The sequence below is a fragment of the Variovorax sp. H27-G14 genome, assembly GCF_046156345.1.
Classification (GTDB): domain Bacteria; phylum Pseudomonadota; class Gammaproteobacteria; order Burkholderiales; family Burkholderiaceae_C; genus Variovorax.
The window spans coordinates 216,821-232,448 of sequence record NZ_JAYLVN010000011.1 but is presented as its reverse complement, the minus strand read 5'-3'; the positions used below and the strand labels follow the sequence as shown (position 1 = coordinate 232,448).

The following is a 15,628-nucleotide window of genomic DNA, read 5'->3' as shown; positions in this document are numbered from 1 at the left end:
ACAAGCTGCTTTCCATCGCCTTCGGCGTCCTGAGGTCGGGCAAGCCCTTCGACCCAAATCACGGCAAGAAGGCCCGCGCTTGATGGCCAACGCTTGACAAACATAACGGTGTCTTTATTTCGCTGCGGGGAGCACCCGACGCCCTGTGCACCAGGGCACGCTGTCGGTGATCGCACGATCAACGACCGCTCTTAACAACGCTCACGCCGATGGGGTGCCTTGCGCAGCGAAATAAAGGAGGAGGCCGCAGGCCGGGGGACATCGCGGAGCAAGGCACCCCGTCGGCGTGAGCGTCGCCCTGAAAAAAAGCAACAACTACCCAGCAACAAAAAACCCAGTATCAAAAGTGCCTTTGACATCCAGCGCCTGCTTGATCAACCCGACCTGCCGATAAAAATCCGCAGTCCCTTGCTGATCAGCAATGACCTTTGCATCGATGGCCACCCAGTTCTGCTGACGACGCTCGAACTGCAGCTTCGCCGCCTCCGCAGGAATGCCGATGATGCGAGCCAGCGCCGCCGAATAGGCATCGACATTGCGGTACGACCAAAGCTGCGCTTTCACCACGCGCTGCAAAAAGTCTTGCAGCACCACCCGCTTGCCGGCAATGGCACTGTCCGTCGCCGCCAGATAGCTCAGCCCCGGCAGCAAGCCGCGCCCACTGACCAGCACACGCGCATGGTGGCTCACCTCGGCCAAAGCGGTGTAAGGCTCCCACGTGGCCCAGGCGTCGACCGAGCCCTGCGTGAGCGCAAGCTTGGCATCGGCGGGCGCCAGAAAGCGGATGTTCACCTCCTCCGGCTTCAGGCCCGCCGCGGTGATGGCCTTGAGCGTGACGTAGTGGCCGATGGAGCCCCGGTTGGTCGCCACGCGCTTGCCCTTGAGATCGGCAGCCGTCTTCAACGGCGAATCAGGCCGCACCAACACCGCCGTGCCGTAGGAGTCGGAACGGTTCGCGCCAATGGCCTTCACGCGCGTGCCCGCGGCCAGCGCGAAGACGAGCGGCGCATCGCCGATGGGGCCCAGGTCGACCGCCTCGGCATTGAGCGCTTCGGCCAACGGCGCAGCCGCCGGAAACTCCGACCACTGGATGTCGTAACCCAGGCCTCCCAGCCCACCCGCCGCTTCGAGCAACGCGCGCAGGCCTCCCTTCTGGTCACCGGCCTTGAGCACCGGGCGGCCCTGCGCGGCCACCACGCCGGGCAACGCGACGGCGGCGGCGAGCGAAGCGCCCTGAACGAGAAACTGTCGACGTGAACCGTGGAGCGTCATGGCGTTGAAATTGAAACTGGAATGGAAGTTGCCGCGGCTCATGCCAGGGGATCGAAGGACACGTGCTCCGCAAAGCGCACCGGGTCCGTGCTTTTCTTGAGCACGCCCACGCCGCGAAAATCACGCGCATAGAACTCGACCTCGTCGCGCAGGCTCCTGCCCAGCGGATGGTGGTTGTGGGTGAGCGTGCCGAGCAAGGCACGCAGGTCTTCCACCGGCACGTTGGGCGAGTACTTGGCAAAGAGCTTGGCCGACTCGTTCGGGTTTTCGGCCACGTAGTCGGAGGCCTGCGCAATGGCGCGCACCAGCGAGGCCACGCTCGCCTTGTCCTTGCGCACCAGCTCGCCGCGCGCGCCGACGATGCAGCAGACCTTGTCCTTGTATTCGCCCGTGAGGTTGCTCGCCACCTCCACGTACACGCCCTTGTTGCGCTTCTCGATCAGGTAGATGTTGGGGTCGCCGTCGGCAATGGCCTGGATCTCGCCCTTCTTCACCGCAATGTCGAGCAGGTCGGCCGGGTACTGGCGCCAGGTGACGTCCTTGTCGGCATCGATGCCGTTCTTGGTGAGCAGGATGGAGAAGAAGTTTTTGCCCGGGCTGGTGATGTCCGACACGCCGATGGTCTTGCCCTTCAGGCTCGCAAGGTTGGTGACGCCCGCACTCTTCGCGCCCACCAGCCGCACGCAGCCGCCGTGGGAGCTGCCGACGATCTTCACGTCGAAGCCCGACTCCAGCGGCTTGAGCCAGCGGTGGATCATGCCCACCGCCGCATCGGCCTTGCCGGTGGCCAGCGACTCCAGCAACTGGTCGGTGGAGCCGGTGTAGTTGATGAGGTCGACCTGCAGGCCGTTGCGCTCAAAGTAGCCGCGCTCCTGCGCCACCACCACCGGAGACAGGCAGAACGCGGCGGCGTTCCAGGCAAAGGTGAGCTTGCGCTGCGGTTGCGAGAACGCCTGCGAGGCGATGAGGCCGCCCGAGGCGACCACGGCGGCAGCGCCGCCTGCGCGCAGCATGCCGCGGCGGGACAAGGGTGTGCTCACAGCAGCAGCTCCGGTTCGGCCTCGACCAGGCCTTCGTACAGGCTGTCGAAGGAGTGGATGGCGCCCTCCGCACCGCCGATCTGGCCGTGCGTGTGGCGCGCGGTTTGCTCGTCGATGGGCCGCGGCTTGCCGGCGGCTTCGGCCAGCAGTTGCGTGTGGCAGGCGTTGTCCAGCGCGATGTACCACCACGCGGCGGCCTCCACCGTGGGGCCCGCGGTCAGGATGCCGTGGTTCTGCAGGATGGCGCCCTTTTTGTCGCCCAACGCCTGCGCAATGCGCTCGCCCTCGCTGTTGTCGACCACCATGCCGGTGAAGTCGTCTAACAGCGCCACGTCGTCGTGGAACACGCAGGCGTCCTGCGTGAGGGTGTCGAGCTTGCGGCCCAGCGTGGACCAGGCCTTGCCGTAGGTCGAGTGCGTGTGGGCGGCGGCAATGATCTTCGGGTTGTGTTCGTGAATGGCCGCGTGGATGGCGAAGGCGGCCTTGTTGAGCGGTCTGTCGCCAATGACGGTCTCGCCCTTCGCGTTGACCAGCAGCAGGTCGGAGACCTTGATGCGCGAGAAATGAATGCCCAGCGGGTTGACCCAGAAATGATCGGTCAGCTCCGGGTCGCGCGCGGTGATGTGGCCGGCCAGGCCCTGCGCAAAACCGAAGCGCGCGAACAGGCGGAAGGCACCGGCCAGGCGCTCCTGCCGGTGGCGGCGCTCGGCCTGCACGGTGGGGCGCGGCGGCACGGGGTCGAACCAGTACTTCTGCTGCGGGTTCGGGTTGAGCTTCAGCGACGCATGGCGGTCGATGGAAAGAACGGCACTCATGGGGACTCCTGTTGTTCAGTTTTTGGATTTGCTCCTTCCCCTCCCGGGGGAAGGCTGGGATGGGGGCACGACGGCATCAACGCCATGACAGCGCTCAACGCCGCGAGCCCCCACCCCTGCCCTCCCCCGGAAGGGGAGGGAGAAATGCAGGGATCAAGCTGCTTTGCGCACTGACGCAGCACGCTGCGCCACCAACTCCCGCGTGCGCGGAATCAGCTCGCGCCCATAGTCCAGCGCGTCCTCCAGCGGATCGAAGCCGCGAATCAAAAAGGTCGTCACGCCCAGGTCGTAGTAGTCGAGCAGCGCATCGGCCACCTGCTCCGGCGTGCCCACCAGCGCGGTGCTGTTGGAGCGCCCGCCAATCTCCTGCGCCACGGCCGTCCACAGGCGCTTGTCCACGCGCGGGCCCTTGTCGGCCGCAGCCAGCAGGCGCTTGGCGCCTTCGCTCTGCTGCGGACCGCCGCGGTTGTAGCCCTGCACCACGCGCAGCCGCCTGGTCTCCGCAAGGATGTTTTCAGCGCGCGCCCATGCAGCCTCTTCGGCCTGCGCCACGATCGGGCGGAACGACACCGAAAAGCGCACGCTGCGCCCGTGCTTGGCGGCCTCGGCACGCACGCGCGTGGTGAGCTCGCGGGCCTGGTCGAGCGACTCGCCCCACAGCGCGTACACGTCGGCGTACTTGCCGGCCACCGGAATCGCGGCCTCTGAAGCCCCGCCGAAATACACCGGCACATGCGGCCTGCCGTTGCGCGTCTGCAGCGGCTTCACTTCGGAGAACGCGTTCTCGAAGCGGTAGTGCGCGCCTTCATGGTCGAACGGCTTTTCGGCCGTCCACACCTTGTGCAGCACCTCCAGGTATTCGTCTGTGCGGGCGTAGCGCTGGTCGTGGTCGAGCCAGTCGCCGTCGCGGCGCTGCTCTTCGTCGGAGCCGCCCGAGATGTAGTGCACGCCCAGCCGGCCGCCGCTGAACTGGTCGAGCGAGGCAAACTGCCGCGCGGCCAGCGTGGGCGCCACAAAGCCGGGGCGGTGCGCCAGCATGAAGTGGATGCGCTCGGTCACCGAAGCGGCGTAGGCCACCGTGAGCGTGGCGTCGGGGCTGGTCGAGTGGTGCGGCACCAGCACGCGGTCGAAGCCGGCCTGCTCATGGGCCTGGGCGAAGGCGCGCACGTAGTCGCGGTCGAGCGAGGGGCCCTTGGCGGCGTGGATCTCCGAGACCTTCTGGCCCTGGATCATGCCGATGAATTCGACGCCTTCTGGCTGTGGGTGGCTCATGGTGTTTTCCTTTTTTGGGGTGTGGGATGAAGGGTCAGGCGGCTGGGAGGCGCAGCAGGCTCTCGAAGCTGCGGTCCCACAAAGGCTTCACGTCGGCGGGTCCGTCGAGCACGCCGATCTTCAGAAAGGTGTCGGCCACGTCCTGGTGGCTGCGCACCACGGCGTCGCTCACGGGGCCCAGGCTGTAGTCGCCGCTGCGGCGATTGAACAGCTCGACGATGTCCCCGATGGGCACGCGCGTTTCACCCGACTGCGCGCGGGCGTAGGCCAGAAAGTTGCCGTTGATCCACGCGAAGGCGCGCTGCAGGCGCTGCAGCAGGTCGCCCAGCGCGGCACGGCGCAGCGCGTCGTCCAGCGCGCGCGGGTTGGCATAGATGGGGAAGTTGCCCGACAGGTAGCCCACGCCGGTCTTGAGGGTGCGCGCGCCGTACTGCGTGCGCGCCAGCTGGCCGTTGTAGCCGTAGATGGCCCAGGCATCGAGGTCGCCACGCGCGAAGGCCGACAAGCCGTCTGATGGCGTGAGGCTCACCGCCTGGATGTCGCTGAAAGAAAGGCCCGCCTCGGCCAGCTGCTTGGCCAGGTAGTAGTGCGAGGTGGTGGCGCGCACATAGCCCACACGCTTGCCCTTCAGGTCGGCAATTGTGCGCACGGGCGCGTCTTTGCGTGCCAGCGTGGCCTGGTTGTTCAGGTCTTCGTGCGTCACCGCCACCAGCTTCACGCTGGACTTCTGGCGTGCCGCAAACACCGGCGGAATTTCGCTGCCCGAGCCCAGGTCGAGCGCGTCGCCGTTGATGGCTTCGATGTGCAGCACGCCGTTGTTCAGCTCGCGCCAGTCGATCTTGTAGGGCGTGTCTGCCTGCCCCGCGGCGGTGAGCAAGGGCCGCCACAGGCCCTTGTAGGTGCCTACGCGGAGCGTGACGCCTGACAGGTCCGGTGCAGGCGCAGCGGCCTGCGACCAGGCGGCGGTGCCACTGGCGGCCAGTGCGGCGGCGGCTTGCAGCAGGCGGCGCCGGTCCAAGGAAAAATCTGATTTCATGCACCGGACCGTACCGAGGCAGCGCCCGAAAGCGAACGCAGAAAAACGAGTTTGCATATGCAGGATGCATCGTTTTGCGGCGCCACGCCGAGCGCTACCGTGCAGGCACCATGAGTGCACTCCCCTTGCGCCGCGCGTCGGCCACACCCGTTTCCACACCAGTTTCCACACCCACCACGGTGGACCCCGCCGTGCTGGCCCGTCTGACGGCGCAGTTCGCCGCCACCGCGGCCGACCACGACCGCAGCGGCGCCTTTCCGCACCAGAACTTCGAAGCGCTGCAGGCCCACGGGCTCATCGCGCTGGTCGCGCCGGCCGAGCATGGCGGTGGCTGCGCATCGCTGGCCACGGCACGGCGCGTGATTGCGGCCGTGGCGCGCGGCGAGCCCGCCACCGCGCTGATTCTCACCATGACCTACCTGCAGCACCACGCGCTGACACGCCCCGACAGCCGCTGGCCCGCGCCCTTGCGCGAACGGGTGACGCGCGACGCGGTGGCCCACGGCGCCTTGATCAATGCCCTGCGCGTCGAACCCGCGCTGGGCTCGCCGGCGCGCGGCGGCCTGCCTGGCACGGTGGCACGGCGCGAAGGTGCGAGCTGGAAGATCGACGGTCACAAGCTCTACACCACCGGCATCGAAGGCCTGAGCTGGCTCGCGGTGTGGGCCCGCACCGACGAGGCCGTGCCACGCACCGGCGTGTTCCTGGTGCCGCGCGATGCCCCCGGCGTGCGCGTGATTGCGAGCTGGGACCACCTGGGCCTGCGCGCATCGGGCAGCCACGAGGTGGTGTTCGAGAACGTCGCCATCGACCTGGCCCATGCCGTCGACCTGCGCGCGCCAGCCGACTGGGCGCCCGACGCGGGCAGCCAGACGGACATCGACGCGCACGCCACGCAGCAGGCCTGGATGACGGTGCTGCTCGGCAGCCTTTACGACGCCGTGGCCACGGCCGCGCGCGACTGGCTGGTGGGCTTTCTGAACCAGCGCGCCCCCGGCAGCCTGGGCGCGTCGCTGGCCAGCCTGCCGCGCGTGCAGGAGCACGTGGGCGAGATCGAGGCGCTGCTGCGCACCAACCGCGTGCTGCTCGACGATGCCACTGCGGCCGTCGACAGCGGCCATGCGCAGGCCTCGCCCGACAGCGGCCTGCTCAAGTACACCGTGACCGGCAACGCCGTTCGCGCGGTCGAGCTGGCGCTGCAGCTCAGCGGCAACCATGGCCTTACGCGCGCCAACCCGCTGGAGCGCCACTACCGCGACGTGCTGTGCAGCCGCATCCACACGCCGCAGAACGACGCGGTGCTGGTGGGGGCGGGCAAGCGCGCGTTGCTGGCTGCGGGAGCCGCCGCATGACCTCGCTTTTGTTCTCCATGGCTTCAAGGCGCAGATGGCTTCAGCAGGGCGCGGCGCTCTCGCTGGCAACCAGCGGTTCGCTGCGCGCCTTCGCACAACCGCAGACCACGCTGGTGCTGGGCGACCAGGCCGGCGGCCTGCGCTCATTGTTCGAGGCTTCGCGCACGCTCGAAGGCGCGCCCTTTGCCTACCGCTGGGCCAACTTTCAGGGCGCGGCGCCGCTCTTCGAGGCGCAGCGCAGCGCGGCGGTCGACACGGCCATGGCCGGCGACCTGCCCGTGCTGGCCGCGGCGGTCGGCAAGACGCCGTTGAAGATCGTCGCCACGCGCGTCGGCAAGGCCGAGTCGCTGGGCATCGTGGTGCAGCAAGACTCCAGGCTGCGCAGCGTGGCGGACCTGCGCGGGCAAACGGTGATCGTCTCGTCCGCGCGCGGCAGCATCTCGCAGTACCAGCTGTACGGCGCGCTCGAAGAGGCGGGCGTGAAGCGCGAAGAGGTCACGGTGAAGTTCGTGCTGCCGACCGATGCGGCCGCCGCTTTTGCGTCGAGGCAGATCGATGCGTGGGCCGTGTTCGACCCGTACTACGCCATTGCGCTGCAGCAGGGCGGCCGCATGCTGCGCGACGGGCGCGGCATCAACACCGCGCTGGGCTTCATCACCGCGACCGAGTCGTCGCTGGCCGACCCGGCCCGGCGCGCGGCCATCGTGCAGTTTCTCGACCGGCTCGCCCGTGCCGGCGACTGGGCGCTGGCCAACCCCGAAGCCTATGCACAGGCCTACAGCCAGCTCACGCGGCTGCCGATGGCATCGGCGCGCATCATCACCGCGCGCGCGTCGGTGGCGGGCCGGCCGGTGAGCGAAGCCGACATCGCCGCGCTGCAGGCGGTGGCCGACCGCTCGGCGCGCGACGGCATCCTGCCGGTGCGGGTGGACGTGCGCGCCATCACCGACACGAACGTTTGGAAGCGTGCGGCATGACGGCGCCCGCCTCGATAGCGCCGCTGCGCGAATTCGTCGGCGCGTTCGGTCGCCTGCTCGACGCTGTGCCCGACCAGTCAAATGAGCCCCGCATCCTGTCCGAAGGCGGCGCCCTGCTGCGCACGCTGGTGGCACGCGACAACTGGCTGCCCGATGCTTTCGCTCAGCCAGACCCGGCGCGCTACCAACAGTTTCTGCTGCATGCGGACAGCACCGAACGCTTCTCGGTCGTGAGCTTCGTGTGGGGACCGGGGCAGGCCACGCCGGTGCACGACCACACGGTGTGGGGGCTCATCGGCATGCTGCGCGGGGCGGAGTACAGCCAAGGCTATGAGGTCGACGCCGAAGGCCAAGCGCAACTGCACGGTCAGTCGGTGCGGCTCGAGGCGGGTGACGTGCAAGCCGTGTCGCCCCTCATCGGCGACCTGCACCGCGTGCACAACGCGCACGCCGACCGGGTGTCGATCAGCATCCACGTCTACGGCGCCAACATCGGCGCGGTGCGGCGGCATACTTACCCGGCGCAGGGCGGCCGCAAGCCCTTCGTCTCCGGATACTCCAACGCGCTGCTGCCCAACCTGTGGGACCGCTCCGCCGAACTCAGACTTGCATCGACACCCGCATGACGACTGCCACCTTTTCCGTTCTGCCTTTCGCCGCGGTGCGCGCGCGCCTCATCGCACGCGACGAAACCGCCCTGCTCGACGTGCGCGAGGAAGACCCGTTCGCGCAGGAGCATCCGCTGTGGGCGGCCAACCTGCCGCTGTCGCGCGTGGAGATCGAAGCCTGGCGCCGCATTCCGCGGCGCGACACGCTCATCGTGCTGTACGGCGAGCACGACGGCACCGATCTCGCGCCGATTGCGGCAAAGGTCTTCACCGAGCTGGGCTACACCAATGTGCACCGGCTCGAAGGCGGGCTCGAGGGCTGGCGCCGAGCCGGCGGCGAGCTGTTTCGCGACGTGAACGTGCCGAGCAAGTCCTTCGGTGAACTGGTCGAGCACGAGCGGCACACGCCTTCGCTCTCCGCGCCAGAAGTGAAGGCGCTGGTCGAGGGCAAGGCCAACGTGGTAGTGCTCGACGCGCGCCGCTTCGACGAATACCAGACGATGAGCATTCCCTCGGCCACCAGCGTGCCCGGCGCCGAGCTGGTGCTGCGTGTGCGCGAACTGGCGCCCGACCCGGCCACGCAGGTCATCGTCAATTGCGCGGGCCGCACGCGCAGCATCATCGGCACGCAGTCGCTGGTGAACGCGGGCATTCCCAACCCGGTGGCGGCGCTGCGCAACGGCACGATCGGCTGGAAGCTGGCGGGGCAGGTGCTGGACCATGGCGCCGCGCGGCAGGCGCCGGCCGCGGTGTCAGACGCGCACCGCGCGCAGGCGCAGGCCGATGCACGGCGCGTGGCCGACCTGGCCGGCGTGCGCCGCATCGCACTCGATGCGTTGCACACGCTCGAAGCCCCAGGGCGCACCGTGTACCGCTTCGACGTGCGCACCCCTGAGGAGTACGCAGCGGGCCACCTGCCCGGCTTTGCAAGCGCCCCCGGCGGCCAGTTGGTGCAGGAGACCGACCACCAGGTGCCGGTACGCGGCGCGCGCATCGTGCTGGCGGACGACGACGGCGTGCGCGCGTCGATGAGCGCCTCGTGGCTCGCGCAGATGGGGTGGGAGGTGTACGTGCCCGATGCAGTGCCGACGGCGGTGGATTTCACCGAGACGGCAGCGCTTGCGGTGCACCATCCGCAGGTCGCGACCGTGGTGGGAGAAATCACGCCTTCCGAATTGGCGGCGCTGCTGGCAAAGGGCGGCACCGAGGTGATCGACGTGACCACCGGCGCCAACTACGTGAAGCGCCACATTCCGGGCGCATGGTTCGTCATTCGCGCGCAGCTGGCGCAGGCGGTGAACGCCGTCGTTCCGGCATCACAGCGCTATGTGCTGACATGCGGCAGCAGCCTGCTCGCACGCTACGCCGCGGCGGACCTGCGCGGGCTGCTCGATGCGCGCGGCAAGGGCGATGTCGAAGTGCTGGTGCTCACCGGGGGCAACACCGCGTGGTTCGCTGCGGGCCTGCCCGCGGAGACCGGCGAAACGCGCCTTGGCACGCCGCGCACCGACCGCTATCGCCGCCCTTACGAAGGCACCGATGCCCCGCCCGAAGCGATGCAGGCGTACCTGGACTGGGAGTTCGGCCTGGTCGCGCAACTCGGGCGCGACGGCACGCATCATTTCAAGGTTGTCTGAGGGGCAACGGCTGCGAAAGCCCATTGAAAGGATGACAACAGTGCAGTGACACTGTTGCGCCCGGGTAAAGGGCGTCATCCGGTGCAGCGGCGGGGCGTTGGTTGTGAAGACCGACAACAACTCCCCAGGAGCTTCGCCATGAGATTGCCCGTTCTTGCCTTGTCCGCCGCCGTGTTGGCCGCAACCTTGACCGGTTGCGTGGTTGCACCGGCCCAACCCATCTATGCAGCGCCACCTGGCGTGGCCTACGTGGCACCGACGTATGTGTCGCCCGGCGTGGGCTTTGCATGGGCCTATCACCCGCGCTACGGCTGGGGTTGGCACCATCCGCAGTACGGCTGGCACCGCGGCTGGCGCTGAGCTTTCTCGCGGTTGAATGAAATGAATCACGGCGCATGACGCCGCGGTTCATTCAGCAAAATCAGCTTGGCTCGGCGCTCTTGAACAGCGCAGCCACCTTGCGCTTGCTCTTGATGTTGCTCGACACGCTACGCGCAGGCGCGTTCTTGGCAGCGGCTTCCCACGCTGGTGTGGCGTCAGGCGGTGCGCCTGGCTCGTAGGGCTTGTCGAAGAACGGGTCGCGCGAGCCCGAAGGCGCACGGTGCGGGCGTCCGCCGCCACCACCATTGCCGCCGCCAATGCCGCCAGCACGTCGCACCTCGCTGCCGCTCGGGCTGCTGCTGCGTTCGCGCGGCTGGTCGAGCACATCGCGTGCGTCGCCGGCTTCGCCTTCTTCGCGCCAGTGACGGCGTCCGTCATTGATGCGACCACGCGGGCGGTCTTCTTCCCACTCGACCGGCTCGAGCTCGATCTTCTTCTTGATCAGCTTCTCGATGTCGGCCACCAGGCGCGCGTCGTTGCCGCCGCTGGCAAAGCTCACGGCCAGACCGGAGGCGCCGGCGCGGCCAGTGCGGCCGATGCGGTGCACGTAGTCTTCGGCGTTGAACGGAATGTCGAAGTTGAAGACGGCGGGCACGTCCTTGATGTCGAGGCCGCGTGCCGCAACGTCGGTGCAAACCAGCAGGTCGACTTCGCCGGCCTTGAACGAGGCCAGCGCCTTCAGGCGCTCGTCCTGGCTCTTGTCGCCGTGCAGCGCGGTGGTGCGGTGGCCGTCGCGTTCGAGCGAACGCGCCAGGCGTGCGCAACCCAGCTTGCTGTTGACGAACACAAAGGCCTGCGTGATGCCGCGCTGCTTCACGATTTGCGTGAGCGCACGGCGCTTGTCGTCGTCGCTCACGCTGAAGAAGCGCTGCTCGACGGTGGACGCGGTTTCGTTAGGGCGCGCCACTTCGATGGTGACTGGGTTCTGCAGGTAGCTGCCGGCCAGGCGCTTGATTTCGGACGAGAAGGTGGCCGAGAACAGCAGCGTGGTGCGCTGCTTGGGCAAATAGCTCAGGATGCGCTGCAGGTCGGGCAAAAAGCCGATGTCCAGCATGCGGTCGGCCTCGTCGAGCACGACGTATTCGACCTGGTTGAGCACCGTGTTCTTGGCTTCGATGTGATCGAGCAAACGGCCGGGGGTGGCGACCAGCACTTCGACGCCCTTTTTCAGCTCGAGCGTCTGGGGCTTCATATCGATGCCGCCAAACACCACGGTGCTGCGCAGGTTGGTGTACTTGGCGTACAGCTTGACCTGTTGCGCGACCTGGTCGGCCAGTTCGCGGGTGGGCAACAGCACAAGGGCCCGAACCGGGTGCCGCGCGGGCGAGGTCGAGGCGTTTTCGTGCTTGAGCATGCGCTGGAGCAACGGGAGCGAGAACGCGGCCGTCTTGCCGGTACCGGTCTGGGCGGCGCCCATCACATCCTGCCCTGAAAGCACGACCGGAATGCCCTGCTCCTGGATGGGTGTCATGGTCTCGTAGCCCATTTCGGCCACGGCGCGCGCCAGCGGTTCCGCCAGCATTAGATTGGAGAAGGAGCTTGTCATTAAGCCTTCGATTGTCGCATTGCCGCAAAAAACGGCAGTGACGGCGACATGACAACGTCCGCGCCGGCAGAATTGCTATTTATTTGATAGCAAACATTACAGCATTCATGAGCACTTCAAGAGCATTCAGCTCAAAGACTGCGTGCATTGAAGGTGTCGCAGGCCTTGATGTCGCCGCTTTGATACCCCGCGCCAAACCATCGTTGGCGCTGCGCACTCGACCCGTGAGTGAAGCTGTCTGGCACCACAGCGCGGCCCGCAGAACGCTGCAATGCGTCGTCGCCGATCTTCTGCGCGGCGTTCATTGCGGCCTCGATGTCGCCCGGGTCGAGCCACTTCTTCGACTCCTGCGAATGGTGAGCCCAGATGCCGGCAAAGCAGTCGGCCTGCAGCTCGACGCGAACGCTCATGGCGTTGTTCTGGGTCTGGCTCAGGCGGTTGCGCATGCCGTCGACCTTGGCGGTAATGCCCAGCTCGTCCTGCACATGGTGGCCGACTTCGTGCGCAATGACGTAGGCCTGCGCAAACTCGCCCGGCGCCCCAAGCTGGTTCTTCAGCGTGTCGTAGAAGGCGAGGTCGATGTACACCTTCTGATCTCCCGGGCAATAAAACGGCCCCATGGCCGATTGCCCCGTGCCGCACGCCGTGGGCGTGGCATTGCGGAACAACACCAGGCGCGGTGCGTGGTACGTGCCGCCGTTCTGTTTGAAGATGTCCGTCCAGACCACTTCGGTGTTCTTGAGCACCGTGGAGACGAAGGCCGCCTCGCGGTCGTTGGAGGGCGGCTTGGGCGCCGGCCCCTGTTGTTGCTGCTGCTGCACCTGCGCGGGACCACCGCCACCGCTCAGCAGGCTCAGTACGGTGAGCGGGTTGATGCCGAAAACCCAGCCCGCGATCAGCGCAACCGCGATGGTGCCGATGCCAATGCTTCGCCCGCCGAGAAAACCGCCGCCGCCCCCACCGCCGCCACCACCTTCACCACGGCGGTCTTCGACGTTGTCCGATTGATCGTTGCCTTCCCATCTCATCGCGCTCTCCTTGCCGGCTTATTGCAGGAGTAGTTGCCGGCGGTCGCAGGATGGTACTTGCCCCCGGGGCTGCGGGGCGTAACCGGCCGTCAGCGCCTGGCTTGGCGCGCTGTCAGGCTTTCGGCAGTGTCACGCCGCGCTGGCCCTGGTACTTGCCGCCGCGGTCCTTGTAGCTGGTCTCGCAGACCTCGTCGCTCTCGAAGAACAGCACCTGCGCGCAGCCTTCGCCCGCGTAGATCTTGGCGGGCAGCGGCGTGGTGTTGCTGAACTCCAGCGTCACGAAGCCTTCCCACTCTGGCTCGAAGGGCGTCACGTTGACGATGATGCCGCAGCGCGCATAGGTGCTCTTGCCCAGGCAGATGGTCAGCACGTTGCGCGGAATGCGGAAGTACTCGACCGTGCGCGCCAGCGCGAAGCTGTTCGGCGGAATGATGCAGTAGTCGCCGTGCATGTCGACGAAGCTTTTTTCGTCGAAATTCTTCGGGTCGACCACGGTGCTGTGGATGTTGGTGAAGACCTTGAATTCAGGCGCGCACCGAATGTCGTAGCCATAGCTAGAAGTGCCGTAGCTGATGATCTTGTGGCCCGCGGATTCGCGCACCTGGCGCGGCTCGAAGGGCTCGATCATTCCTTCGTTTTCGGCCATGCGCCGAATCCATTTGTCGCTCTTGATGCTCATATGCGCTCGCTGCTGCTGCGGGGGAGGAATGGGGGGCGAATTGTGGCATGGGTGCCCGCGCCCGCCCTCCCCCTTCGCACTTTCCCTTCGCCCTTTGCCCTGGCGCGGTTCAGCCCGCCTGCGAGATCACCGTGCGCTCTACCAGCCGGTCGTCGCCCAGCACGATCATTGCGAACAGCATTTCTTCCAGCGTGTTCGCCAGCTTCGTCTTGCGCGCCAGCAACGGCGTGGCTGAGGGGTTGAGCACCAGAAAGTCGGCCTCGCAGCCCGGCTGCAGGTTGCCGACCACACCGTCCAGACCCAGCGCGCGTGCCGCGCCGCCGGTGTGGCGCCACCAGAGCTCCGAAGGCGCGATGCTCAGGCCGGTCTTGGTCTGGCCCTCGCGGCCCACGTAGTACGCGGCCATCATGGTGTGGAACGGGCTGAAGCTGGTGCCGCCGCCCACGTCGCTGGCCAGCCCGTAGGGGTAGCCCACGCGGTCGGCCGCGCCAAAGTCGAAGAAGCCGCTGCCCAGGAACAGGTTGCTGGTCGGGCTGACGGCCGCGGCTGTCTTGGTGTCGCGCAGCAGGGCGCGGTCGGTGTCGTCCAGGTAGATGCAGTGCGCGTACACGGCGCGCTCGCGCATCAGGCCAAAACCGGCGTACACGTCGAGGTAGGAGCGCGACTGCGGGTACAGCTCGCGCACCCACGCCACCTCGTCGCGGTTTTCCGCCACGTGCGACTGGATCCAGGTGTCTGCGTACTTTGCGGCCAGCTCGCCCGCGCCGCGCATCTGCGCGTCGGTGCTCGCGGGCGCAAAACGTGGCGTGATGGCGTAACCCAGCCGGTCGACGTTGTGCCACTTGCGAATGAGCGCCTCGGTGTCGACGAGGCTCTGCTCGGTGTGGTCGCGCACGCCGTCGGGTGAGTTGCGGTCCTGCAGCACCTTGCCGGTGATCATGCGCAGGCCACGGCGCTGCGCGCCTTCGAAGAAAGCGTCGACCGAGGCCACATGCGATGTTGCGAAGGTCAGCGAGGTGGTGACGCCGTTGCGCAGCAGTTCGTCGAAGAACACGTCGGCCACTTCGTTCGAATGCGCGGGGTCGGCAAATTTGGCTTCCGCCGGAAAGGTGTAGTTCTCGAGCCAGGGCAGCAGCCCCGGCGAGGGCGAACCGATGATGTCGGTCTGCGGAAAGTGGATGTGCATGTCCACGAAGCCAGGCGCGAGGATGCGGCCTGGCAGGTGGGTTACTTCGGCGTCGGCGTGGCGCGGCGCCACGGCGGCATGGCTGCCGGCGTCCAGCACGCGCTGGCGGCCCGTGCTGTCGGGGGCGATCACCAGCAGGCCGTCTTCGTCGAAAACGGGCTGGCCGGCGGCGTCGAATCGCAGGAGGGAGGCGCGGTAGGCTTTTTTCATCGTGGATGCGGAGGGTAATGCAGCCCTGCCGCAGCGAAATTCCCTTGCGCGTATGAGTGCTATATGGACGCGGAACCGTTAGTCCGACGCAATTGAGAAAAGTTCTTGTTTGCTTGGCATGCAGCCCTATGGGTCCGCTGTTGATTCCGCAGGCAATGCATTGGTGGCAGCCCCGATATACCCACCAAATGGGTATTTATGGTTTTACCTATTTCATGGGTAATTTGACAAATACCCATCAGATCGGTAAATTACTAATTACCCATTTCATTGGTATATCCATGCAGCAAGTTCTTTCAGTCCCGTCGCAGCTCGGCGTGCTGCTCAAGGCCGCACGCAAGGCAGCAGGCATCTCGCAGGTGAAGCTGGCCGAACGGCTCGGTATCAGCCAGAGCCGCATGTCGCACATGGAGCTCAACCCCGGTTCGGTGAGCCTGGAGCAACTGCTGGCCATCTTCGGTGTGCTGGGCATGGAGATGCTGGTCGGCTCGAAGAATCCGACGCAGCGCTCCAACACGCCCACGCCGTATGGCGAGCACCCGAGTCCCAGGCATGTCGCCAATGAAACATCTGCTTCGGAGTGGTGAGC

General features: G+C 66.9%; 15 protein-coding genes. 6 read left to right on the top strand and 9 right to left on the bottom strand.

Annotated features, from left to right (window positions below; genetic code table 11):
• Nucleotides 1-315: 315 nt before the first annotated feature.
• From VLK31_RS23875 to VLK31_RS23855, 5 genes are all read right to left on the bottom strand, one after another.
• Nucleotides 316-1,314 carry an ABC transporter substrate-binding protein gene (locus tag VLK31_RS23875; protein ID WP_409170939.1) on the bottom strand — a complete coding sequence of 333 codons (999 nt, stop codon included), beginning with the start codon at nucleotides 1,312-1,314 and terminating at the stop codon, nucleotides 316-318.
• Nucleotides 1,311-2,285, bottom strand: a complete 975-nt coding sequence (locus VLK31_RS23870; RefSeq protein ID WP_409170946.1) for an ABC transporter substrate-binding protein — start codon at nucleotides 2,283-2,285, stop codon at nucleotides 1,311-1,313. The genes VLK31_RS23875 and VLK31_RS23870 overlap by 4 nt, the downstream gene beginning before the upstream one ends.
• A gap of 23 nt (nucleotides 2,286-2,308) precedes the next feature.
• Nucleotides 2,309-3,127 (bottom strand): class II aldolase/adducin family protein, encoded by an 819-nt coding sequence (locus VLK31_RS23865; RefSeq protein ID WP_409170938.1) that lies wholly within the window; start codon nucleotides 3,125-3,127, stop codon nucleotides 2,309-2,311.
• 153 nt (nucleotides 3,128-3,280) lie between these two features.
• Entirely contained in the window at nucleotides 3,281-4,399 is a 1,119-nt protein-coding gene (locus VLK31_RS23860) for an LLM class flavin-dependent oxidoreductase (protein WP_409170937.1), read from the bottom strand.
• Between the two features lie 34 nt (nucleotides 4,400-4,433).
• A complete protein-coding gene (locus VLK31_RS23855) occupies nucleotides 4,434-5,435 on the bottom strand; it encodes an ABC transporter substrate-binding protein (RefSeq protein WP_409170936.1) in 1,002 nt (333 codons plus the stop codon).
• A 110-nt stretch (nucleotides 5,436-5,545) separates the two neighbouring features.
• On the opposite strand from VLK31_RS23855, the gene VLK31_RS23850 reads away from it, so the two are divergent.
• The 5 genes from VLK31_RS23850 to VLK31_RS23830 all read left to right on the top strand — a co-directional run bounded on the left by VLK31_RS23850 (nucleotide 5,546) and on the right by VLK31_RS23830 (nucleotide 10,369).
• Nucleotides 5,546-6,787 (top strand): acyl-CoA dehydrogenase family protein, encoded by a 1,242-nt coding sequence (locus VLK31_RS23850; RefSeq protein WP_409170935.1) that lies wholly within the window; start codon nucleotides 5,546-5,548, stop codon nucleotides 6,785-6,787.
• Nucleotides 6,784-7,764 (top strand): ABC transporter substrate-binding protein, encoded by a 981-nt coding sequence (locus VLK31_RS23845; RefSeq protein ID WP_409170934.1) that lies wholly within the window; start codon nucleotides 6,784-6,786, stop codon nucleotides 7,762-7,764. Before VLK31_RS23850 ends, VLK31_RS23845 begins: the two co-directional genes overlap by 4 nt.
• Nucleotides 7,761-8,390, top strand: coding sequence for a cysteine dioxygenase (locus tag VLK31_RS23840; protein ID WP_409170933.1), 630 nt, complete (start codon nucleotides 7,761-7,763; stop codon nucleotides 8,388-8,390). Before VLK31_RS23845 ends, VLK31_RS23840 begins: the two co-directional genes overlap by 4 nt.
• Entirely contained in the window at nucleotides 8,387-10,009 is a 1,623-nt protein-coding gene (locus VLK31_RS23835; protein WP_409170932.1) for a rhodanese-related sulfurtransferase, read from the top strand. Before VLK31_RS23840 ends, VLK31_RS23835 begins: the two co-directional genes overlap by 4 nt.
• A gap of 138 nt (nucleotides 10,010-10,147) precedes the next feature.
• Entirely contained in the window at nucleotides 10,148-10,369 is a 222-nt protein-coding gene (locus VLK31_RS23830; protein ID WP_409170931.1) for a hypothetical protein, read from the top strand.
• 61 nt (nucleotides 10,370-10,430) lie between these two features.
• Here VLK31_RS23830 and VLK31_RS23825 read toward each other — a convergent pair whose 3' ends face one another.
• From VLK31_RS23825 to guaD, 4 genes are all read right to left on the bottom strand, one after another.
• Entirely contained in the window at nucleotides 10,431-11,936 is a 1,506-nt protein-coding gene (locus VLK31_RS23825; RefSeq protein WP_409170930.1) for a DEAD/DEAH box helicase, read from the bottom strand.
• Between the two features lie 131 nt (nucleotides 11,937-12,067).
• Nucleotides 12,068-12,964, bottom strand: a complete 897-nt coding sequence (locus VLK31_RS23820; protein ID WP_409170929.1) for a neutral zinc metallopeptidase — start codon at nucleotides 12,962-12,964, stop codon at nucleotides 12,068-12,070.
• Between the two features lie 112 nt (nucleotides 12,965-13,076).
• Entirely contained in the window at nucleotides 13,077-13,643 is a 567-nt protein-coding gene (gene dcd / locus VLK31_RS23815; protein WP_409170928.1) for a dCTP deaminase, read from the bottom strand.
• Nucleotides 13,644-13,752: 109 nt separating this feature from the next.
• Complete coding sequence (gene guaD, locus VLK31_RS23810) at nucleotides 13,753-15,039, bottom strand: guanine deaminase (protein ID WP_409170927.1); 1,287 nt, start codon at nucleotides 15,037-15,039, stop codon at nucleotides 13,753-13,755.
• Between the two features lie 281 nt (nucleotides 15,040-15,320).
• Here guaD and VLK31_RS23805 point away from each other — a divergent pair, with 281 nt between their 5' ends.
• Entirely contained in the window at nucleotides 15,321-15,626 is a 306-nt protein-coding gene (locus VLK31_RS23805; RefSeq protein WP_409170926.1) for a helix-turn-helix domain-containing protein, read from the top strand.
• The last annotated feature ends 2 nt before the right edge of the window (nucleotides 15,627-15,628 follow it).